Annotated in this window: 20 protein-coding genes; 5 read left to right on the top strand and 15 right to left on the bottom strand. The window is 64.3% G+C overall.

The features are described 5' to 3' along the window. The first annotated feature begins 74 nt into the window (after nucleotides 1–74). Both mutS and fdxA read left to right on the top strand, forming a co-directional pair. A complete protein-coding gene (gene mutS / locus IB275_RS08205) occupies nucleotides 75–2,648 on the top strand; it encodes a DNA mismatch repair protein MutS (RefSeq protein ID WP_192318979.1) in 2,574 nt (857 codons plus the stop codon). 65 nt (nucleotides 2,649–2,713) lie between these two features. After that, on the top strand, nucleotides 2,714–3,037 hold the full coding sequence (gene fdxA, locus IB275_RS08200) for a ferredoxin FdxA (RefSeq protein WP_015476292.1): 324 nt from the start codon (nucleotides 2,714–2,716) through the stop codon (nucleotides 3,035–3,037). Between the two features lie 434 nt (nucleotides 3,038–3,471). Here fdxA and rpoS read toward each other — a convergent pair whose 3' ends face one another. The 8 genes from rpoS to IB275_RS08160 all read right to left on the bottom strand — a co-directional run bounded on the left by rpoS (nucleotide 3,472) and on the right by IB275_RS08160 (nucleotide 10,498). Continuing rightward, entirely contained in the window at nucleotides 3,472–4,476 is a 1,005-nt protein-coding gene (gene rpoS / locus IB275_RS08195; RefSeq protein WP_045210031.1) for an RNA polymerase sigma factor RpoS, read from the bottom strand. A gap of 95 nt (nucleotides 4,477–4,571) precedes the next feature. Beyond that, complete coding sequence (locus IB275_RS08190; RefSeq protein WP_405306688.1) at nucleotides 4,572–5,420, bottom strand: peptidoglycan DD-metalloendopeptidase family protein; 849 nt, start codon at nucleotides 5,418–5,420, stop codon at nucleotides 4,572–4,574. Between the two features lie 73 nt (nucleotides 5,421–5,493). After that, complete coding sequence (locus IB275_RS08185) at nucleotides 5,494–6,129, bottom strand: protein-L-isoaspartate(D-aspartate) O-methyltransferase (RefSeq protein ID WP_139791561.1); 636 nt, start codon at nucleotides 6,127–6,129, stop codon at nucleotides 5,494–5,496. A gap of 25 nt (nucleotides 6,130–6,154) precedes the next feature. Then, nucleotides 6,155–6,913 (bottom strand): 5'/3'-nucleotidase SurE, encoded by a 759-nt coding sequence (gene surE, locus IB275_RS08180; RefSeq protein WP_081517912.1) that lies wholly within the window; start codon nucleotides 6,911–6,913, stop codon nucleotides 6,155–6,157. Next, nucleotides 6,901–7,959 (bottom strand): tRNA pseudouridine(13) synthase TruD, encoded by a 1,059-nt coding sequence (truD, locus tag IB275_RS08175; RefSeq protein WP_081517911.1) that lies wholly within the window; start codon nucleotides 7,957–7,959, stop codon nucleotides 6,901–6,903. Before truD ends, surE begins: the two co-directional genes overlap by 13 nt. After that, a complete protein-coding gene (gene ispF, locus IB275_RS08170; RefSeq protein ID WP_192289321.1) occupies nucleotides 7,956–8,429 on the bottom strand; it encodes a 2-C-methyl-D-erythritol 2,4-cyclodiphosphate synthase in 474 nt (157 codons plus the stop codon). Before ispF ends, truD begins: the two co-directional genes overlap by 4 nt. Before the next feature lie 59 nt (nucleotides 8,430–8,488). Continuing rightward, nucleotides 8,489–9,340, bottom strand: a complete 852-nt coding sequence (gene fghA / locus IB275_RS08165; protein WP_081517909.1) for an S-formylglutathione hydrolase — start codon at nucleotides 9,338–9,340, stop codon at nucleotides 8,489–8,491. Nucleotides 9,341–9,385: 45 nt separating this feature from the next. Beyond that, a complete protein-coding gene (locus IB275_RS08160; protein WP_138522672.1) occupies nucleotides 9,386–10,498 on the bottom strand; it encodes an S-(hydroxymethyl)glutathione dehydrogenase/class III alcohol dehydrogenase in 1,113 nt (370 codons plus the stop codon). A 216-nt stretch (nucleotides 10,499–10,714) separates the two neighbouring features. On the opposite strand from IB275_RS08160, the gene IB275_RS08155 reads away from it, so the two are divergent. From IB275_RS08155 to yedF, 3 genes are all read left to right on the top strand, one after another. Continuing rightward, the gene (locus IB275_RS08155) at nucleotides 10,715–11,608 is read left to right on the top strand and encodes a LysR substrate-binding domain-containing protein (protein WP_192289323.1); all 894 of its coding nucleotides are present in this window, start codon (nucleotides 10,715–10,717) and stop codon (nucleotides 11,606–11,608) included. A 68-nt stretch (nucleotides 11,609–11,676) separates the two neighbouring features. Then, nucleotides 11,677–12,903, top strand: a complete 1,227-nt coding sequence (gene yedE, locus IB275_RS08150; protein ID WP_192289325.1) for a selenium metabolism membrane protein YedE/FdhT — start codon at nucleotides 11,677–11,679, stop codon at nucleotides 12,901–12,903. Beyond that, nucleotides 12,869–13,117 (top strand): sulfurtransferase-like selenium metabolism protein YedF, encoded by a 249-nt coding sequence (gene yedF, locus IB275_RS08145; protein ID WP_192289327.1) that lies wholly within the window; start codon nucleotides 12,869–12,871, stop codon nucleotides 13,115–13,117. The genes yedE and yedF overlap by 35 nt, the downstream gene beginning before the upstream one ends. A gap of 91 nt (nucleotides 13,118–13,208) precedes the next feature. Here the strand turns inward: yedF and ispD are convergent, their stop codons facing one another. The 7 genes from ispD to accA form a co-directional block, all read right to left on the bottom strand. Continuing rightward, nucleotides 13,209–13,907 carry a 2-C-methyl-D-erythritol 4-phosphate cytidylyltransferase gene (ispD, locus tag IB275_RS08140; protein WP_192289329.1) on the bottom strand — a complete coding sequence of 233 codons (699 nt, stop codon included), beginning with the start codon at nucleotides 13,905–13,907 and terminating at the stop codon, nucleotides 13,209–13,211. Further along, a complete protein-coding gene (gene ftsB, locus IB275_RS08135) occupies nucleotides 13,904–14,188 on the bottom strand; it encodes a cell division protein FtsB (protein ID WP_017521200.1) in 285 nt (94 codons plus the stop codon). The genes ispD and ftsB overlap by 4 nt, the downstream gene beginning before the upstream one ends. Nucleotides 14,189–14,263: 75 nt before the next feature. Continuing rightward, nucleotides 14,264–15,553: a phosphopyruvate hydratase gene (eno, locus tag IB275_RS08130; RefSeq protein ID WP_081517903.1), complete on the bottom strand. Its 1,290-nt coding sequence runs from the start codon at nucleotides 15,551–15,553 to the stop codon at nucleotides 14,264–14,266. Nucleotides 15,554–15,660: 107 nt separating this feature from the next. After that, nucleotides 15,661–16,506, bottom strand: a complete 846-nt coding sequence (kdsA, locus tag IB275_RS08125; protein WP_192289331.1) for a 3-deoxy-8-phosphooctulonate synthase — start codon at nucleotides 16,504–16,506, stop codon at nucleotides 15,661–15,663. A gap of 2 nt (nucleotides 16,507–16,508) precedes the next feature. Further along, a complete protein-coding gene (gene pyrG / locus IB275_RS08120) occupies nucleotides 16,509–18,137 on the bottom strand; it encodes a CTP synthase (protein ID WP_024766069.1) in 1,629 nt (542 codons plus the stop codon). A gap of 171 nt (nucleotides 18,138–18,308) precedes the next feature. Next, nucleotides 18,309–19,628 carry a tRNA lysidine(34) synthetase TilS gene (tilS, locus tag IB275_RS08115; protein WP_192289333.1) on the bottom strand — a complete coding sequence of 440 codons (1,320 nt, stop codon included), beginning with the start codon at nucleotides 19,626–19,628 and terminating at the stop codon, nucleotides 18,309–18,311. A 69-nt stretch (nucleotides 19,629–19,697) separates the two neighbouring features. Next, entirely contained in the window at nucleotides 19,698–20,648 is a 951-nt protein-coding gene (accA, locus tag IB275_RS08110; protein WP_081517900.1) for an acetyl-CoA carboxylase carboxyl transferase subunit alpha, read from the bottom strand. Between the last annotated feature and the right edge of the window lie 107 nt (nucleotides 20,649–20,755).

The following is a 20,755-nucleotide window of genomic DNA, read 5'->3' as shown; positions in this document are numbered from 1 at the left end:
CCGGGGTTAAAGAAGGCCAGGCGGATACCGTACACTAGGCGCTTTTGCATGTTGAAGCCGGACAGCCAGAAGCCATGAGTCAGAGCGACCTTTCCGCCCACACACCGATGATGCAGCAGTACTGGAGGCTGAAGAACCAGCACCCGGACCAACTGATGTTCTACCGCATGGGCGACTTCTACGAGCTGTTCTACGAGGACGCCAAGAAGGCCGCCAAACTGCTGGACATCACACTGACCGCACGCGGCCAGTCCGCCGGCAACTCCATTCCCATGGCCGGCATTCCCTTCCACTCCGCCGAAGGCTATCTGGCCAAGCTGGTGAAGCTCGGCGAATCGGTGGTGATCTGCGAACAGATCGGCGACCCGGCCACCAGCAAGGGACCGGTTGAACGCCAGGTTGTACGCATCCTGACCCCCGGCACCGTCAGCGACGAAGCGCTGCTCGACGAGCGCCGCGACAACCTGATCGCCGCAGTGCTGGGCGACGAGCGCCTGTTCGGCCTTGCCGTGCTGGACATCACCAGCGGCCGCTTCAACGTCCAGGAAATAAAAGGCTGGGAAACCCTGCTGGCCGAACTGGAGCGCCTGAACCCCGCCGAGCTGCTGATCCCCGACGAATGGCCCCAGGGCCTGCCGGCGGAAAAGCGCCGTGGCGCGCACCGCCGCGCGCCCTGGGACTTCGATCGCGACTCGGCGAAGAAAGGCCTGTGCCAGCAGTTCGGCGTGCAGGACCTCAAGGGCTTCGGGTGCCAGGAGCTGACCCTGGCCATCGGCGCCGCGGGCTGCCTGCTGACCTACGCCAAGGAAACCCAGCGCACCGCCTTGCCGCACCTGCGCAGCCTGCGTCACGAGCGGATCGACGACACCGTGATCCTCGACGGCGCCAGCCGCCGCAACCTGGAGCTAGACACCAACCTCGCCGGCGGCCGCGACAACACGCTGCAGTCGGTAGTCGACCGTTGCCAGACCGCTATGGGCAGCCGCTTGCTGACCCGTTGGCTAAACCGACCGCTGCGCGACCGAGCCGTGCTCGAAGCCCGTCAGGAATCGATTGCCTGCCTGCTGGAGCGCTATCGCTTCGAAGTCCTCCAGCCGCAGCTGAAGGAAATCGGTGACGTCGAACGAATTCTTGCCCGAATCGGCCTGCGCAATGCCCGCCCGCGCGACCTCGCGCGCCTGCGCGACGCCCTCGCCGCCCTGCCGCAACTGCAGAGTGGCATGACCGAGCTGGAAGCCCCGCACCTGGGCGAACTGGCCGTCAGCATCCGCACCTACCCGGAACTGGCCGACCTGCTGGCCCGCGCAGTGATCGAGAACCCGCCGGCGGTGATCCGCGATGGCGGTGTCATCGCCCGCGGCTACGACGCCGAGCTGGACGAACTGCAGATGCTCAGCGAAAACGCTGGCCAGTACCTGATGGACCTGGAGACTCGCGAAAAGGCCCGCACCGGCCTGCCGAACCTGAAGGTCGGCTACAACCGCATCCACGGCTACTACATCGAACTGCCCCGCGTGCAGGCCGAACAGGCACCCGCCGACTACATCCGCCGCCAGACCCTGAAAGGCGCCGAGCGCTTCATCACGCCGGAACTGAAGGCCTTCGAAGACAAGGCGCTGTCGGCCCAAAGCCGTGCCCTGGCTCGCGAGAAGCAACTCTACGAAGAACTGCTGGAACTGCTGATCGGCCAACTGGCGCCACTGCAGGACACCGCTGCCGCCCTGGCCGAACTGGACGTGCTATCCAACCTCGCCGAGCGTGCACTGAACCTCGACCTGAACCGCCCGCGCTTCGTCGAAGAGTCCGGCATCCTCATCGAGCAAGGCCGCCACCCGGTGGTCGAGCAGGTGCTGGATACGCCCTTCGTCGCCAACGACCTAAACCTCGACGAAGACACCCGCATGCTGGTGATTACCGGCCCGAACATGGGCGGTAAATCGACCTATATGCGACAAACAGCGCTGATCGTGCTGCTAGCGCACATCGGCAGTTTCGTCCCGGCCGCGCGTTGCGAACTGTCCCTGGTGGACCGAATTTTCACCCGTATCGGCTCCTCCGACGACCTCGCCGGTGGCCGCTCCACCTTCATGGTGGAGATGAGCGAAACCGCGAACATCCTGCACAACGCCAGCGACCGCAGCCTGGTGCTGATGGACGAAGTTGGCCGTGGCACCAGCACTTTCGACGGCCTGTCGCTGGCCTGGTCCGCCGCCGAACACTTGGCCAAACTGCGCGCCTTTACCCTGTTCGCGACGCACTATTTCGAGCTGACCGTGCTACCCGAAAGCGAACCGGCGGTGGCCAACGTTCACCTGAACGCCACCGAACACAACGAGCGCATCGTGTTCCTGCACCACGTACTGCCCGGTCCTGCCAGCCAGAGTTATGGCCTCGCGGTTGCGCAATTGGCCGGTGTGCCGGGTGCGGTAATTCAGCGCGCCCGCGAGCATCTGTCGCGCCTGGAAACCACCAGCCTGCCCCATGAAGCGTCGCGTTCGACCGACCCGAAAAGCCCGGCCCCCCTGCAAAGCGACCTGTTCGCCAGCCTGCCGCACCCGATCGTCGAAGAGCTGATGCATGTCAGCCCTGACGACCTGACACCGCGTCAAGCTCTCGATTTGTTATATGCATGGAAGATGCGGGTCTGACGGACCGCTGGACAAGCTGCTAGAATCGCGCGCGCTTAGCCGCCCGCCTGAGGAGAAAATTAGAAATGACCTTCGTCGTCACCGACAACTGCATCAAGTGCAAATACACCGACTGCGTGGAAGTATGCCCGGTGGACTGCTTCTACGAAGGCCCGAACTTCCTGGTCATCCACCCGGATGAGTGCATCGACTGCGCCCTGTGCGAACCGGAGTGCCCGGCACAGGCGATCTTCTCCGAGGACGAGGTCCCGGATGGCATGCAGGAGTTCATCGAGCTGAACAAGGATCTGGCCGATGTATGGCCGAACATCACCGAGAAGAAGGATTCCCTGCCGGACGCCGAAGAGTGGGACGGCAAGCCGAACAAGATGCAGTATCTGGAGCGCTGATTTCCAGCACCTCCGGAAATAGAAAAGGCCCGCCTAGTGCGGGCCTTTCTGCATCTGGGGCTTCACTTTTCTGCAGGCAAAAAAAGGGGCGGGATAACCCGCCCACTCTTTCTTCCCTTCTTCATCATCCTGATGAACCGCATCCTGCGGTGGGTCCTGACCGACATCCTTACCGGCCTGCGCCTTTCCGTGTACGCAGGAGTGATATTACCCGCCTGCAGGAACGCGGCAACTGGGACACTTCCGCGCACTCACCGCTGACGGCATCCCATCATTGAAATAAAACACTTATAAAACAATAAGATACGAAAAACCTACGTCAAGACTGGCGGCACTTTAAGCTGAACACTCACACACTGTGTAAGCGAATGCTTACATCGCGGCGCATAAAAAAGCCCGGAATCATCCGGGCTTCTTCGTTGTCGGCCTGCACGCTACTGGAACAGTGCGTCGCTCGACAGGCCGTTCTTCTCGAGAATCTCGCGCAGACGCTTGAGGGCCTCGACCTGGATCTGCCGAACCCGCTCGCGGGTCAGGCCGATCTCCTGGCCAACTTCCTCCAGGGTACTGCTTTCATGGCCGCGCAGGCCGAAGCGGCGAATCACCACCTCGCGCTGCTTGTCGGTCAGTTCCGACAGCCAAAGATCGATGCTCTCGCTGAGGTCGTCGTCCTGCAGCAGTTCGCAGGGATCAGTGGGGCGGTCGTCGGTCAGGGTATCGAGCAGGGTCTTGTCCGAGTCCGGGCCGAGGGAAACGTCCACCGAAGTGACCCGCTCGTTCAGACCGAGCATCCGCTTGACCTCTTCCACCGGCTTCTCGAGCAGGTTGGCGATTTCCTCGGGCGACGGCTCGTGGTCCAGCTTGTGGGTCAGCTCGCGAGCGGCCCGCAGGTAGACATTGAGCTCCTTCACCACATGGATCGGTAAACGGATAGTTCGGGTCTGATTCATGATGGCCCGTTCGATGGTCTGACGAATCCACCAGGTTGCATAGGTGGAGAAGCGGAAGCCACGTTCGGGGTCGAATTTCTCCACCGCGCGGATCAGCCCGAGGTTGCCCTCTTCGATCAGGTCGAGCAGGGAAAGGCCGCGGTTGACGTAACGCCGCGCGATCTTCACCACCAGACGCAGGTTGCTTTCGATCATTCGCCGCCGCCCGGCTGGGTCGCCCTTCTGCGCGAGACGCGCGAAATGGACTTCCTCTTCCGGAGTCAGGAGCGGCGAGAAACCGATTTCATTCAGATACAGCTGGGTCGCGTCGAGCGCGCGGCTGTAGTCGATGTGCTTGTGTTGCTTGAGAGACGAGAGTGAGGTGGCTTTAGGAGTGACTCGAAGCGATACCTGCTCTTCGGCAAATGACTCTTCGAGGATGATGCCAGGCTCCAGCAGGAGCACTTCATCATCGACGTCAAACTCCGGCCCTTCTTTTTTAAGTGCCATGTCGTTATCCCTTGCTGAGTTCGACAACAAGCCCAGGTGCGTCCTTATCCTTAGGACACCTAGGCCCGCTCACCCACGCAGGGGAACAGCAAGCATCAACGACTTGGCAGGTATTGCAGCGGATCTACAGGTTTACCCTGGCGGCGAATCTCGAAGTGCAGCTTCACCCGGTCGGTCCCTGTGGAGCCCATCTCGGCAATGTTCTGCCCGACTTTGACCTGTTGCCCTTCCCGCACCAGCAACCTGCGGTTGTGACCGTAGGCGCTTACGTAGGTATCGCTGTGCTTGATGATCACGAGTTCGCCGTAGCCCCGCAAACCACTACCGGCGTACACCACCGTGCCATTAGACGCAGCCAGGACAGGCTGGCCCAATTGCCCGCCTATATCAATCCCTTTATTCAAACTGCCGTTTGATGCAAAACGCCCAATAAGAGTGCCATTGGTCGGCCATATCCAGCCCCCCGGAGCCCCCCCTGCGACCGCCGGAGTTCCGACGCTGGCGGGGGGCTGCGCCGGAGCCGTGACAGCAGGAGTGGTCGGTTTGCTGGCGGTTGCCGGCGTGGATGTCGGTTTGTTGACTACGATCGGAGCGACAGGCGTCGTATTTTTTGCGACAGACGGTGCTGTCGACGAGCCACCATCGAAGCGGATGGTTTGGCCGGGGCGAATGGTGTACGGCGCGGAGATGTTGTTGCGCGCGGCCAGGGCTTTCCAGTCCCAGCCGTAACGGAAGGCGATGGAGTACAGCGTGTCACCGCGACGCACCAGATACTGCCCGCTGGTGACAGCCGGCTTCTGCTGGGCATTGCGGTCCACCACGGTCGTGGTGCTGCGCGAAGTCGAAGAACAGGCCGCCAGCAGAGAGCAGACGGCGATGGCCACCACAGCGTGGCCCAGGCCCTTGATCCAGTTCCGTTGACACAGGGTCGCTGTCAAGCTCACCCATCCCCCTTATCCATGAATTGACGTCCAGCCTCACTGGCCGGCAGTTACCGCAGCCTTGACCGGCTTGCTCTCAGCCTAGCGGACCGTTGAGCAGCGGGACGAAGCGTACGGAATCCAGCACCTGGCGCTGGAATCCGTCCTCAGTGCGGACGATCAGCATCAGCTGCTGCACCTCGCCGCCACCGACCGGAATCACCAGCCGCCCCCCCGGCGCCAGCTGGTCCAGCAGCGCCTGCGGGACCTCAGCCGCTGCCGCAGTGACGATGATGCCGTTGTACGGCGCCAGAGCCGGCCAGCCTTCCCAGCCATCGCCCCAACGAAAGACAACATTTCTCAGGTTTAGCTCCGCAAGTCGCTCCTTGGCGCGATCCTGCAGGGCCTGGATGCGCTCGACGGAGAACACCCGCTCCACCAGTTGCGACAGCACAGCAGTCTGGTAGCCGGATCCGGTGCCGATCTCCAGCACCTTGTCGAGCGGGCCGGCGGCCAGCAGCAACTCGGTCATCCGCGCCACCATGAAGGGCTGCGAGATGGTCTGGTTGTGCCCGATGGGCAGCGCGGTGTCTTCGTAGGCGCGGTGCGACAGTGCCTCGTCGACGAACAAGTGGCGCGGCGTACGGCGGATCACTTCCAGCACGCGGGCGTTGGAAAGGCCCTCTTCGTACAGACGCTGGATCAGACGCTCGCGGGTGCGCTGGGAGGTCATGCCGATCCCGCCGCGACGCGACAATTCATTGGCCATGGTCGAGCCCTCCGAGCCAGTCGCCAAGGACATTGAACGCCTCCCGGAAGGTCCGGTCCATCTGCAGCGGCGTGATCGACACGTAGCCCTGCATGACCGCGTGGAAATCGGTGCCCTCGCCGCCATCCTCGGCATCGCCGGCAGCGGCGATCCAGTAGCCTTCCTTGCCGCGCGGGTTGACCACCTTGACCGGCGGCTTGGCGCGGGCACGATGCCCCAGGCGGGTCAGCTGGATGCCCTTGATACGCTCCAGCGGCAGGTTGGGAATGTTCACGTTGAGCACGGTGCGCGGCGGCAGCTCGAGCTTCTCGTGGGACTCCACCAGCAGGCGGGCGAAGTGCATGGCGGCCGGCAGGTTATCCGTCAGGCGCGAGCACAGCGAGAAGGCGAAGGCCGGGCGGGACAGGAAGCGCCCTTCCAGGGCTGCTGCCACAGTACCCGAATAGAGCACGTCGTCGCCCAGGTTGGCGCCGAGGTTGATGCCCGAGACGACCATCTCCGGCACTTCTTCGAGCAGGCCGTTGAGGCCCAGGTGCACGCAGTCGGTCGGGGTGCCGTTGAGGCTGATGAAACCATTGCCCAGGCGATGGGGATGCAGCGGCCGATCCAGCGTCAGCGAACTACTCGCTCCGCTACGATCGGCTTCCGGGGCGATCACGATGCAGTCCGCATAGTCGGACAGCGCGTCGTGAAGCGCGGCGATACCGGGTGCAGTGACCCCGTCGTCGTTGGCAATCAATATGCGCATGGGCTTTCCGTCTGCCCTGCCGGCACGAGGTCGATCAGCTCGCGCACTACCACGGTGGCGAAGCAGCCAGCCGGCAGGACGAATTCCAGTTGCAGAATGTCAGGGGCGGGATAATGCCATGTAAGACCCGGGATGGGGAGGCGCAGAATGCGCCGTTCGTGCGCCATGTCCGCACTGGCGAGCCACTGGCAAAGCGCCATCTCGGCCTGCTGTACGCTGCTTTCGATCTCTCCGGGCTGGTTCGTCGCCGGTGAATCGCCCTCGCCCCACATCGGACCGGTGGGGTGCAGGTCGAGTGCGGCGAGGCGAGGGTCGGAGCACTCCGCTTCGCCAGCGGGGAAGAAGCTGCGGCTGTCGGTGAACGCCAGCAGGTCGCCAACCCGCGCCTGGTTCCAGGTGCCTTCCGCGACGCGGCGGGCCAGCACCTGATTGAAGATGAAGCTGCGGGCCGCCGAGAGCATCCGCGAGCGCATGTTGCGATGTTCCGGCAACTTGCCGCGCTCGGCGAAACCACGGGCGTCGAAGACGTTGCCGCCGTCATGGCCGAAACGCTGGGTACCGAAGTAGTTCGGCACGCCCTGGGCGACCAGGGCCTTCAGGCGCGCTTCGAGTTGTTCGCGATCGGCCTGCAACTCGGTCAGGCGCAGGGTGAAGCCGTTGGCCGAATGCGCGCCGCGTTGCAGCTTGCGGCGATGGCGATTGCGCTCGAGGATGCGCAGGCTGTCGTCCTCGGCGGCAGCCAGGTCCGGATCGGACTTGCCCGGCAGGTGCAGACTGAACCACTGACGGGTCAGCGCCTGGCGATCCTTGAGGCCGGCGTAGCTGATCATCTTCACCGGCACGCCGGCAGCACGGGCCAGGCGACGGGCGGCTTCCTCGGTATTCAGGCCGCGCTTCTCGACCCACAGCCAGAGGTGTTCGCCGTCACCGGAGAGCGGGATGTCCAGCACTTCGTCGACCTGGAAATCTTCCGCCACGGCCTTGAGCACAGCGCTTCCGCAGGCATCGCCATGGGCGCGCGGGCCCAGCAGTTCCAGCTCCGTCATGCGCGAACCAGCAGGGCGACTGCGTGGACCGCGATGCCCTCTTCTCGGCCGGTGAAGCCGAGTTTCTCGGTGGTGGTGGCCTTGACGTTGACCTGGTCCAGCTCGACCTTCAGGTCGGCGGCGATACTCTCGCGCATGCTCTGGATGTGCGGCGCCATCTTCGGCGCCTGGGCGATGATGGTGGTGTCGACGTTCTCCACCTTCCAGCCCTTGGCCTCCACCAGGCTCAGCACGTGACGCAACAGTGCGCGGCTGTCGGCGTCCTTGAACTGTGGGTCGGTGTCGGGGAAGTGCTTGCCGATGTCGCCCAGCGCGCAGGCGCCCAGCAGAGCATCGGAAAGAGCGTGCAGCAGCACGTCGCCGTCGGAGTGGGCGACGAGCCCGAACTTGTGGGGAATACGCACGCCGCCGAGGGTGATGAAGTCGCCCTCGCCGAAGCGGTGCACGTCGTAGCCATGTCCGATACGCATGAAAAAACGCCCTGTAGATGTCAGGGCGTCGATTCTACCGGATCACTGCCCCGAGGGTGTCAGCCACAGAGCGCCGCAGCGTGGTGGCGCAGGTGATCATCGATGAAGCTCGCAATGAAGTAGTAGCTGTGGTCGTAGCCGGGCTGCAGGCGCAGGTCCAGCGGATGGCCGACCGCAGCGGCCGCTTCGCGCAGGGCTTCGGGCTTGAGCTGCACAGCGAGGAAGTCGTCGCGCTCGCCCTGGTCCACCAGGATCGGCAGGCGCTCACTGGCATTCGCCAGCAGTTCCACGGCATCCCACTCACGCCAGGCCGCCGGATCTTCTCCGAGGAAGCGGCCCAGGGCCTTCTGACCCCACGGGCAATCGCTGGGATGGGTGATGGGCGCAAAGGCCGACAGCGACAGGTAGCGGCCCGGGTTGCGCAGGGCGCAGATCAGCGCGCCATGGCCACCCATGGAGTGCCCGCTGATGCCGCGCTTCTGGGAAACCGGGAAATTCGCCTCGATCAGCGCAGGCAATTCCTGCACCACGTAATCGTGCATCCGGTAGTGGCGCGCCCAGGGTTCCTGGGTGGCATTGACGTAGAAGCCGGCACCAAGGCCGAAGTCCCAGGCGCCATCTGGATCGCCCGGCACTTCCGGCCCGCGCGGGCTGGTGTCCGGCGCGACGATGACAATCCCCAGCTCTGCAGCCATGCGCTGCGCGCCGGCCTTCTGCATGAAGTTCTCGTCGGTGCAGGTCAGGCCGGACAGCCAGTACAGCACCGGCAAGCCCGCCTCGGGCTCGGCCTGGGGCGGCAGATAGACCGCGAAGACCATGTCGCAGCCGAGGGTGGCGGAACGGTGGCGGTAGCGCTGATGCCAGCCGCCGAAGCTCTTCTGGGTACTGATGAGTTCGATGGAATCCGTCATGGAGCCTCCTGTGAGGCCGGGCGCGCAGGACGCCCGGCGGTTCGATCAGTAATGGATGACGGAGCGGATGCTCTTGCCTTCGTGCATCAGGTCAAAGGCCTCGTTGATCTTCTCCAGGCCCATGGTGTGGGTGATGAAGGTATCCAGCGGGATTTCGCCCTTCTGCGCCTTCTCCACGTAGCTCGGCAGCTCGGTGCGGCCTTTCACGCCGCCGAAGGCGGAACCGCGCCAGACGCGACCGGTAACCAGCTGGAACGGACGGGTGCTGATTTCCTGGCCAGCACCGGCGACGCCGATGATGGTGGATTCGCCCCAGCCCTTGTGGCAGCACTCCAGCGCCGCACGCATCAGCTGGACGTTGCCCACGCACTCGAAGGAATAGTCCACGCCGCCATCAGTCATTTCGACAATGACTTCCTGAATCGGCTTCTGATGATCCTTCGGATTGACGAAGTCGGTGGCGCCCAGTTCCTTGGCGATGTCGAATTTCGCCGGGTTGATGTCCACCGCAATGATGCGCGAGGCCTTGGCCATCTTCGCACCGATGATCGCCGCCAGACCGATGCCGCCCAGGCCGAAGATGGCGACGGTGGCGCCCTCTTCCACCTTGGCGGTGTTCAGCACCGCACCGATGCCGGTAGTCACGCCGCAACCGAGCAGGCAGACCTTCTCCAGCGGCGCTTCCTCGGGGATCTTCGCCAGGGAGATTTCCGGCAGCACGGTGTACTCGGAGAAGGTCGAGCAGCCCATGTAGTGGAAGATCGGCTCGCCCTTGTAGGAGAAGCGGCTGGTGCCGTCGGGCATCAGCCCCTTGCCCTGGGTGGCGCGTACGGCTTGACAGAGGTTGGTCTTGCCGGATTTGCAGAATTTGCACTCGCGGCATTCGGCGGTGTATAGCGGGATCACGTGGTCGCCCACTTTCAGCGAGGTCACGCCCTCGCCGACCGCTTCGACGATGCCGCCACCCTCGTGGCCCAGGATGCATGGGAACACGCCCTCGGAATCCTGGCCAGACAGGGTGTACGCGTCGGTATGGCAGACGCCGGTGGCGACGATTCGCACCAGCACTTCGCCTTTCTGCGGCGGCGCCACATCCACTTCGACGATTTCCAACGGCTTGTTGGGGGCGAAGGCAACGGCGGCACGGGACTTGATCATCGGGAAACTCCTGAACGAAGGAAACGACAACGCCCGCCTGGGGCGGACGGGTTCGGCGCGGTGGCCGAGAAACCGGGACGGGCCTGGGCCACGTCGGGGAGCGTTCGGGGCGGCGCGGCAAAAGCACTCCCCAAAGCCTTGGAAGTGTAGAAAACCCCGTTTCAGGGAATAATCAGGCAATAATCAAAACATTATTGCCATACAGGGATAATCCAGATGCACCGCTGGGAAGGACTGGACGAATTCGTCGCCGTCGCCGAAACCGGCCAATTCACCGCCGCCGCCGAACGCCTCGGGGTTTCTTCGTCCCACGTCAGCCGCCAGGTCGCGCGACTGGAAGAGCGGCTGCAGACGCGCCTGCTCTACCGCAGCACGCGCAAGGTGACGCTGAGCGAAGCCGGGCAGACCTTCCTGCAGCATTGCCGGCGCCTGCAGGACGCCCGCGAGGAAGCACTGCGCGCGGTCAGCGACCTGTCCGCCGAGCCCAAGGGCCTGCTGCGCATGACCTGCGCCGTGGCCTATGGCGAGCGCTTCGTAGTGCCGCTGGTGAACGAATTCATGGCGCAGTTTCCGCAACTGCGGGTGGAGATCGAGCTGTCCAACCGTCAGCTTGATCTGCTCCACGAAGGCTTCGACCTGGCAATCCGCCTCGGCCGCCTGAGCGATTCGCGGCTCGTGGCGACGCGCCTGGCGCCGCGCGTGATGTATCTCTGCGCTACCCCGGACTATCTGGCCCGTCACGGCGCACCACAGAGCGTCGCGGAGCTGGCGCAACACAACTGCCTGGTGGGCAGCAGCGACCAGTGGAGCTTCCTCGAGGACGGCCGCGAAACCCAGCACCGGGTGCAGGGCAACTGGCGCTGCAACAGCGGCCAGGCGGTGCTCGATGCAGCGCTACGCGGCTTCGGCCTGTGCCAGCTGCCGGATTACTACGTGCTGGAACACCTGCGCAACGGCCGTCTGGTCTCTCTGCTGGAAGCCCACCAGCCGCCCAACACCGGGGTCTGGGCACTTTATCCACAGCAACGGCACCTGTCGCCCAAGGTGCGGCAACTGGTGGATCATCTGAAGGAAGGCCTGCAGCATCTTCAACCCACTCCATTGCCCTGAAACAAGCGCCTGAAAGACGCGTTGGCTAGAATGGGCGGTTTCCCACCCTTCGGATCAAGGACGACGAGATGTCAGCCCTTTCTTCTTTCCGGGAGCGCTATCTGCTGCGCTTCTGGTCGCCCCTGCCGACCCTGGTTGCCCTGGGCGTCATCTCCGCCTACTACTTCGCCATGACCGGCACCTTCTGGGCGGTAACCGGCGAGTTCACCCGCTGGGGCGGCCACGTGCTGTCCTGGTTCGGCCTGCAGCCCCAGGAATGGAGCTACTTCAAGATCATCGGCCTGCAAGGCTCGCCGCTGGATCGCATCGATGGTGTGATGATCATCGGCATGTTCCTCGGCGCGCTGGTCTGCGCACTCTGGGCCGGCAACGTCAGTCTGCGCTGGCCGACCAGCAAGCGGCGCCTGCTGCAAGGCCTGATCGGCGGAGTGATCGCCGGATTCGGCGCGCGCCTGGCGATGGGCTGCAACCTGGCTGCCTTCTTCACCGGCATCCCGATGTTCTCCGTGCACGCCTGGGCCTTCATGTTCTCCACCGTGATCGGTGCCTGGTTCGGCGTGAAGATCAGCCTGCTGCCCTTCCTGCGCATTCCGCTCAAAGTCGGCGGCAAGGCTGCCGCCTTGCCAAGCTCCGAAGCGCTCGCTCGCCGTGCCAAGCTGCAATGGCGCCTGGGCATGGGCGTGCTGGCGATCGCTGCGCTGTTCGCAGTCTGGCGCTTCGAAGTCTCGCTGGTGCTGGGCATGGCCTGCCTGTTCGGCCTGCTGTTCGGCGGCCTGATCGAGCGCGCGCAGATCTGTTTCACCAGCGCTGCCCGCGACCTCTGGACCACCGGCCGGACCCAGGCCGCACTGGGTATCCTGCTGGGCATGGCGGCCGCCTGCGTCGGCACCTTCGCAGCGATCCACAACGGCCTGCCACCGAAGATCTTCTGGATGGGCCCGAACGCCGTGATCGGCGGCGTGCTGTTCGGCATCGGCATCGTGCTGGCCGGCGGCTGCGAGACAGGCTGGATGTATCGCTCGATGGAAGGCCAGGTGCACTTCTGGGTGGTGGGCGTCGGCAACGTCATCGGCGGCACACTGGTCGCGGTGTACTGGGACCAGCTCGGCACCAGCCTTGCCCTGCCCTATCCCAAGCTCAACCTGCTGCAGGAGTTCGGCCCCGGTGGCGGCCTGCTGATCACCTTCGCCGGCCTCGCCCTGTGCATGCTGCTGGTACAACTCAACGCGCAACGCTTCACCCGCAAACGGAAACCGTCCGATGCCCGACACCAAGATGCCGACGCTATCGCTTGATCTGCGCGGCGAACACTGCCCCTACAACGCCATCGCCACCCTGGAAACCCTGGAGACGCTCGAGCCGGGCGATCTCCTGGAGGTGATCACCGACTGCTCGCAGTCGGTGCATGGCATTCCGGAAGACACCCAGCGCCATGGCTACCATTGCCTGGCGGTAGAGCAGCACGGGGCGCTGTTCCGCTTCCTGATCGAGGTACCACTGCTGGGCTGATGCCCGGCGCTCAATCTGTAGGAGCGGGCCGTGCCCGCGATCGTGCGCATGGCGCACCCCTACAGGGTGCTCCGCCCCGGCTGCGAAGGATTCAGTGCTTGGCGAAATTGCGTTGCAGGCGCTGCAGGTCTTCCGGGGTGGTGACCTTGATGTTGTCTACTCGCCCTTCCACCATGCGCGGCGCATAGCCCGCCCACTCCATGGCAGAAGCCTCGTCGGTGATGGCCGCATCGGCCACCAGCGCATCGGCGAGCGCGCGATGTAGCGCGCCGAGGCGGAACATCTGCGGGGTGTAGGCCTGCCAGACCACGCTGCGGTCGATGGTTTCCACCACGCGGCCGTCGGCACCTACACGCTTGAGGGTATCCCGTGCGGGTACGCCGAGCAGGCCACCCACGGCGTCGAACTCCAACTCGCCCAGCAGGCGATCCAGATCCGCGCGAGCCAGATTGGGCCGGGCGGCGTCATGCACCAGCACCCAGTCGTCGCTGCCTGCGCCCAACTCGGTCAGACGCAGCAGGCCATTGAGCACGGAATCGGCGCGCTCGCGGCCACCGTCTGCACGCTGGATCAGTTCGTTGGAAGCACTCGGCAAGATCGGCCACCAGGGATCGTCGGCGGCCAGGCACACCACCAGCCCCTTCAGCCGAGGATGGCCGAGGAAACAGTCGAGGGTGCGTTCGAGAATGCTGCGACCGGCAAGGTCGAGGTATTGCTTGGGGCGGTCGGCGCGCATCCGCGAACCGATGCCAGCGGCCGGGATCACGGCCCAGAAGGCGGGTGTGGTCATTGCGCGAGCTGGTAGAGGGTTTCCTTGTCCTTGACCATACCGAGTTCGTGGCGGGCACGTTCCTCGACGGTCTCGGTGCCTTTCTTGAGCTCAGCGACTTCCGCCTCGAGGATGCGGTTACGCTCGAGCAGGCGCTCGTTCTCGCCCTGCTGGTCGGCGATCTGCTTCTGCAGGTCGCGTACCTGCGCCAGGCTGCCATCACCAACCCACAGGCGATACTGCAGGCCGGCCAGCGCCAGGATCAGCACGACGAACAGCCAGTAAGGGCTACGTAACCTCAAACCATCAGCTCCATGTACGCAAAGGGGTGGCTCCTGCCACCCCTTCACCGTACCAGACTAGTATCAGGATCAGGATCAGCCGCGGAATTCCGCGCGACCACGGTACGGCGCCTTGGCGCCCAACTGCTCTTCGATGCGCAGCAGCTGGTTGTACTTGGAAACACGGTCGGAGCGGCAGAGGGAACCGGTCTTGATCTGACCAGCGGCAGTGCCAACAGCCAGGTCAGCGATGGTGCTGTCCTCGGTTTCGCCCGAACGGTGCGAGATCACCGCGGTGAAGCCAGCGGCCTTGGCCATCTGAATGGCTTCCAAGGTCTCGGTCAGCGAGCCGATCTGGTTGAACTTGATCAGGATCGAGTTGCCAATCTGCTCGTCGATGCCGCGCTTGAGGATCTTGGTGTTAGTCACGAACAGGTCGTCACCGACCAGCTGTACCTTCTCGCCGATCTTGTCGGTCAGGACTTTCCAGCCAGCCCAGTCGGACTCGTCCATGCCGTCTTCAATGGAGATGATCGGGTAGCGCTGGGTCAGGCCGGCCAGGTAGTCGGCGAAACCTTCGGCGCTGAACACCTTGCCTTCGCCTTCCAGGTCGTACTGGCCGTCCTTGAAGAACTCGGAGGAGGCGCAGTCCAGGGCCAGGGTGACGTCGTCGCCCAGCTTGTAGCCGGCGTTGGCGACAGCTTCGGCGATGGCGGCCAGGGCGTCTTCGTTGGAAGCCAGGTTCGGCGCGAAGCCACCTTCGTCACCTACGGCAGTGTTCAGGCCACGGGCCTTCAGCACGGCTTTGAGGTGGTGGAAGATCTCGGCGCCCATGCGCAGTGCGTCGGCGAAGTTCTTGGCGCCAACCGGCTGAACCATGAATTCCTGGATGTCGACGTTGTTATCAGCGTGCTCGCCGCCGTTGATGATGTTCATCATCGGAACCGGCATGGAGTACTGGCCCGGAGTACCGTTCAGGTCGGCGATGTGCGCGTACAGCGGCACGCCCTTGGCCTGAGCGGCGGCCTTGGCGGCAGCCAGGGAGACGGCCAGGATGGCGTTGGCGCCCAGCTTGCCTTTGTTCTCGGTGCCGTCGAGGTCGATCATCGCGTGATCCAGACCTTTCTGGTCAGCCGCGTCCTTGCCCAGCAGCAGGTCGCGGATCGGGCCATTGATGTTGGCCACGGCTTTCAGCACGCCCTTGCCCAGGTAACGGCTCTTGTCGCCATCGCGCAGTTCGAGAGCCTCGCGGGAACCGGTGGATGCACCGGACGGGGCGCAAGCGCTGCCGACGATGCCGTTGTCCAGGATCACGTCCGCTTCAACGGTCGGGTTGCCGCGGGAGTCCAGGACCTCACGGCCCTTGATGTCGACGATCTTTGCCATTCTTGATAACACTCCGAAGATAGAGATAAACGGGGCGGCTGGTGAGACATCAGAACCTGCCCGATGCCCCGCCGAGCTTGACGCTACGGGGGACATCGGGCGGATTCTCAGGCAGTCTCGATAGTGGGGAAACTCTTGACCAGGTCGTCCAGCTGCTTGAGCTGGGACAGGAAAGGCTCGAGCTTGTTCAGGCGCAGGGCGCACGGACCGTCGCATTTGGCGTTCTCGGGGTCCGGATGGGCCTCCAGGAACAGGCCGGCGAGGCCCTGGCTCATGCCGGCCTTGGCCAGGTCGGTGACCTGGGCGCGGCGGCCGCCGGCGGAATCGGCGCGACCGCCCGGCATCTGCAGGGCGTGGGTCACGTCGAAGAACACCGGGTACTCGAACTGCTTCATGATGCCGAAGCCGAGCATGTCCACCACCAGGTTGTTGTACCCGAAGGAGGAGCCACGCTCGCAGAGGATCAGCTGGTCGTTACCCGCCTCCTCGCACTTGCGCAGGATGTGTTTCATCTCCTGCGGCGCGAGGAACTGGGCCTTCTTGATGTTGATCACCGCTTTGGTCCGGGCCATGGCCACGACCAGGTCGGTCTGCCGGGACAGGAAGGCCGGCAGCTGGATGATGTCGCAGACCTCGGCCACCGGAGCAGCCTGGTAAGGCTCGTGCACATCGGTGATGACCGGCACGTTGAAGGTCTTCTTGATCTCTTCGAAGATCTTCAGCCCTTCTTCCATGCCCGGACCACGGTAGGACGTGATCGAGGAACGGTTGGCCTTGTCGAAGCTGGCCTTGAACACGTAAGGGATACCGAGCTTCTCAGTGACCTTGACGTACTCTTCGCAGACCTGCATCGCCAGGTCGCGCGATTCCAGCACGTTCATGCCGCCAAACAGCACGAACGGCAGGTCGTTGCCGATCTGGATATCACCGACGCGGATGATCTTCTGGGTCATGTTCAGGCTTTCCCGGCTTGCTTCAGGGCGGCGTTGACGAAGCCGCTGAACAGCGGGTGACCATCACGCGGGGTGGAAGTGAATTCCGGGTGGAACTGGCAGGCCACGAACCACGGGTGGTCCGGCGCTTCCACGACTTCCACCAGCGCACCGTCGCCAGAGCGGCCGGAAATCTTCAGGCCAGCGGCTTCCAGTTGCGGACGCAGGTTGTTGTTCACTTCGTAGCGGTGACGGTGACGCTCGACGATCACTTCCTTGCCGTAGCAGTCGTGCACCAGGGTGCCGGCGGAGAGCAGGCATTCCTGGGCGCCCAGGCGCATGGTGCCGCCCAGGTCGGAGGCTTCGGTGCGCACTTCGGTCGCGCCGGTAGCGTCCTGCCATTCGGTGATCAGGCCGACGACCGGGTGGCCGCTGGACTTGTCGAACTCGGTGGAGTTGGCATCGGTCCAGCCCAGCACGTTGCGGGCGTATTCGATGACAGCCACCTGCATGCCCAGGCAGATACCCAGGTACGGAACCTTGTTCTCGCGAGCGTACTGCACGGCGGTGATCTTGCCTTCCACGCCGCGCAGGCCGAAGCCGCCCGGAACCAGGATGGCGTCAGCGCCTTCGAGCAGGCTGGTGCCCTGCTGCTCGATGTCCTCGGAGTCGATGTAGCGCAGGTTGACCTTGGTGCGGCTCTGGATGCCGGCATGGGTCATGGCTTCGATCAGCGACTTGTAGGCGTCGAGCAGTTCCATGTACTTGCCGACCATGGCGATGGTGACTTCACGCTCAGGGTTGAGCTTGGCGTCGACCACGCGGTCCCATTCGGACAGGTCAGCCGGGCCGCACTCCAGGCCGAAGCGCTCGACGACCAGGTCGTCGACGCCCTGGGCGTGCAGTACGGACGGAATGCGGTAGATGGTGTCGACGTCTTCCAGCGAAATGACCGCGCGCTCTTCCACGTTGGTGAAGAGGGCGATCTTGCGGCGGGAGGACACGTCCACCGGATGGTCGGAACGGCAGATCAGGATGTCCGGCTGCAGGCCGATGGAGCGCAGTTCCTTGACCGAGTGCTGGGTCGGCTTGGTCTTGGTCTCGCCAGCGGTGGCGATGTACGGGACCAACGTCAGGTGCATCAGCATGGCGCGGCGCGAACCGATCTCCACGCGCAGCTGGCGGATAGCCTCGAGGAAGGGTTGCGACTCGATGTCACCGACGGTGCCGCCGACTTCAACCAGGGCCACGTCGGCATCGCCGGCGCCCTTGATGATGCGACGCTTGATCTCGTCGGTGATGTGCGGGATGACCTGCACAGTGGCGCCCAGATAGTCACCACGGCGCTCCTTGCGCAACACGTCCATGTAGACGCGGCCGGTGGTGAAGTTGTTGTTCTGGGTCATCGTGGTACGAACGAAACGCTCGTAGTGGCCCAGATCGAGGTCGGTCTCAGCGCCGTCGTGGGTGACGAACACCTCACCGTGCTGGAACGGGCTCATGGTGCCCGGATCGACGTTGATGTAGGGGTCCAGCTTGAGCATCGTGATCTTCAGGCCACGCGCTTCCAGAATGGCAGCCAAGGAAGCCGAGGCGATGCCTTTCCCCAATGAAGAAACAACACCACCCGTGACGAAGATGTAGCGCGTCATGAAAAGCCCTGAATGTCAGCGTTTAGGCGGCTCGGCCGCCGGGGAAGCGAAGGTGTCGGGCACAAGACCCGGCTCACGACTTCGTCGTGAAAATAGCGAACTCCCACTGATTCGAAGGCGAATCAACAGGAGCGGTACAAGACGGGAGCGTAGTCTACCGGAAAGCCGCTATCAGCTCAAACCCGAGTCATTCGTCGGAGGTGTCCAGCGCAGAGTCCAGCCCTGCCCCGCCTCCACCCGCAAGTCCGGCAGCAGGGCCACGCCGAGCAGTTCGTCGGCTCGCCAGAGCAGCGGCAGACGGCCACGCAGGAAGGCCGGCACGGCTGCTTCATTGAGCAGGCGCTTGAGGTCGCGGGAGCCTCGACCGGCCAGCAGCATGACCTCCCCACCCTGCCGGTAGCGAACCTCCAGCGGCCCGTCCGGCGGTTCGCCCTCGAAATGCAGCGAGCCGTTGTCCGGCAGCGAAAGCGGCTGCGATGGATCATGCCAGGCCTGATTCACCGGTACGAAGCCGAGCCAGGGGTTGGCCAGCCACCAGAGCCGGCCATGGGCACGGCGCAGCTCACCGTCGGCGAGGCGCCAGATCGGTTCGGCGTCCTCCCGGGCATCGCGCAGGTCTCGCCAGCCGGCCCAGTGCGCGCTGTCAGGCAATCGCGCCAGAGGAGCAAGCCAGTGGCGCAACGCATTGCGCTGGCGAGGCTCGCTCAGCTCCACCAGCGCAGCGATGGCCAGCGAGGGCAAGCGCATGCCGATGTATTCGTTGCGCGCCCCGGCGGAAATCAGGTCGCTTTGTGCCAGCTCGCCCAGCAGCCCGTCGGCTTCCGCCAGGTGCTCGGCGCTGCGAGCGATGGTCTCAACGGCCGACGGCCAGCGCTGGACGATGCCCGGCAACACCCGGTTGCGCAGGTAGTTGCGGTCGTAATCGTCGCTGGCGTTGGACGGGTCCTCCACCCAGATCAGCCCATGGCAGTGGGCGTACCGCTCCAGTTCCGCGCGACTGAAACCCAGCAACGGACGCAGCAGCATTCCAACGCCAAACGGACGACTGGCCGCCATGGCGGACAGGCCCCGCACCCCGGCGCCGCGGAGCAGCCGGAACAGAACGGTTTCCGCCTGATCGTCACGGTGCTGGCCGGTCAGCAGGCATTCGCCCTCCCCTAGCGCTGCGGCGAAAGCCGCATACCGCGCCTCGCGCGCCGCGCGCTCCTGGCTGGCGCCGTCATCGACTTGCACGCGCGCCACCTGCATTGGCACGCCAAGGGAGTCGCAGAAACGCTGGCAATGCTCCGGCCAGGCATTAGCGACAGCCTGCAGGCCGTGGTGCACGTGAATAGCGGAAATCGGCGGCAAGGCCTCGCGGGCAGCGAGTTGCGCCAGGAGATGCAGGAGAACGGTGGAATCCAGCCCGCCGGACAAGGCGACACGCCACGCCGGCGCGGTGCGCCAGGGCGCGAGAAAAGTCAGCAGTCGGGATTGGAAATCAGCAGACATGGCGCAGATCGGCAGGGTCGGGGACGAGGCAAGGATACCTCGTCACCCGCGCTGCGCCGAAGGCGTCGATCAGGCGACGCCGTAGCTCATCAGGCGCTCGTAACGGCGCGCCAGGAGCTCTTCGCTGCTCAGCTGGTTCAGCGTGTCGAGCTGGCCGAGCAGGGACTTGCGGATGGTCTCGGCCATCGCGGCCGGGTCGCGGTGGGCACTGCCCAGCGGCTCGGGGATGACGCTGTCGACGATACCCAAGTCCTTCAGGCGGTTGGCGGTAATGCCCATGGCTTCAGCCGCTTCCGGCGCCTTTTCGGCGGTACGCCAGAGGATCGAGGCGCAACCTTCGGGCGAGATCACCGCGTAGGTGGAGTACTGCAGCATGTTCAACTGGTCGCACACGCCGATGGCCAGTGCGCCGCCGGAGCCGCCTTCGCCGATCACGGTGGCGATGATCGGAGTCTTCAGACGCGCCATGACGCGCAGATTCCAGGCGATCGCCTCGCTCTGGCCACGTTCTTCGGCGTCGATGCCCGGGTAGGCGCCGGGAGTGTCGATGAAGGTCAGGATCGGCATCTTGAAGCGTTCGGCCATTTCCATCAGGCGGCAGGCCTTGCGGTAGCCTTCCGGACGCGGCATGCCGAAGTTGCGGCGCACCTTCTCGCGCACTTCGCGGCCCTTCTGGTGGCCGATGATCATCACCGGCTGGTCTTCCAGGCGGGCAACGCCACCGACAATCGCGGCGTCGTCGGAGAAGTGGCGGTCACCGTGCAGCTCTTCGAACTCGGTGAAGATGTGCTCGATGTAGTCCAGGGTGTAGGGGCGACGCGGATGGCGCGCGAGCTGGGCGATCTGCCAGCTGGACAGGTTGCCGAAGATGTTCTCGGTCAGCGCCTTGCTCTTCTCCTGCAGACGGGAGATCTCGTCGGTGATGTTCAGGGCGTTGTCGTTACCGACCAACCGCAGCTCTTCGATCTTGGCGTGCAGGTCGGCAATGGGCTGTTCGAAATCGAGAAAATTCGGGTTCATGGGCTATCCGTCGTTCTGTTGGCGGCTGGGCCTGGTCCGTAGGCGCCCTACCTTACGGTATCGGGCGCCAAGGGTCGAGACTGGCGGGCGGGCGGCCTTTGGCCACC

Source organism: Pseudomonas sp. PDM21 (genome assembly GCF_014852505.2).
In the GTDB taxonomy this organism is placed as follows: domain Bacteria; phylum Pseudomonadota; class Gammaproteobacteria; order Pseudomonadales; family Pseudomonadaceae; genus Pseudomonas.
The sequence above is the reverse complement of the archived record's forward strand: the minus strand, read 5'-3'. Positions and strand labels throughout refer to the sequence as shown.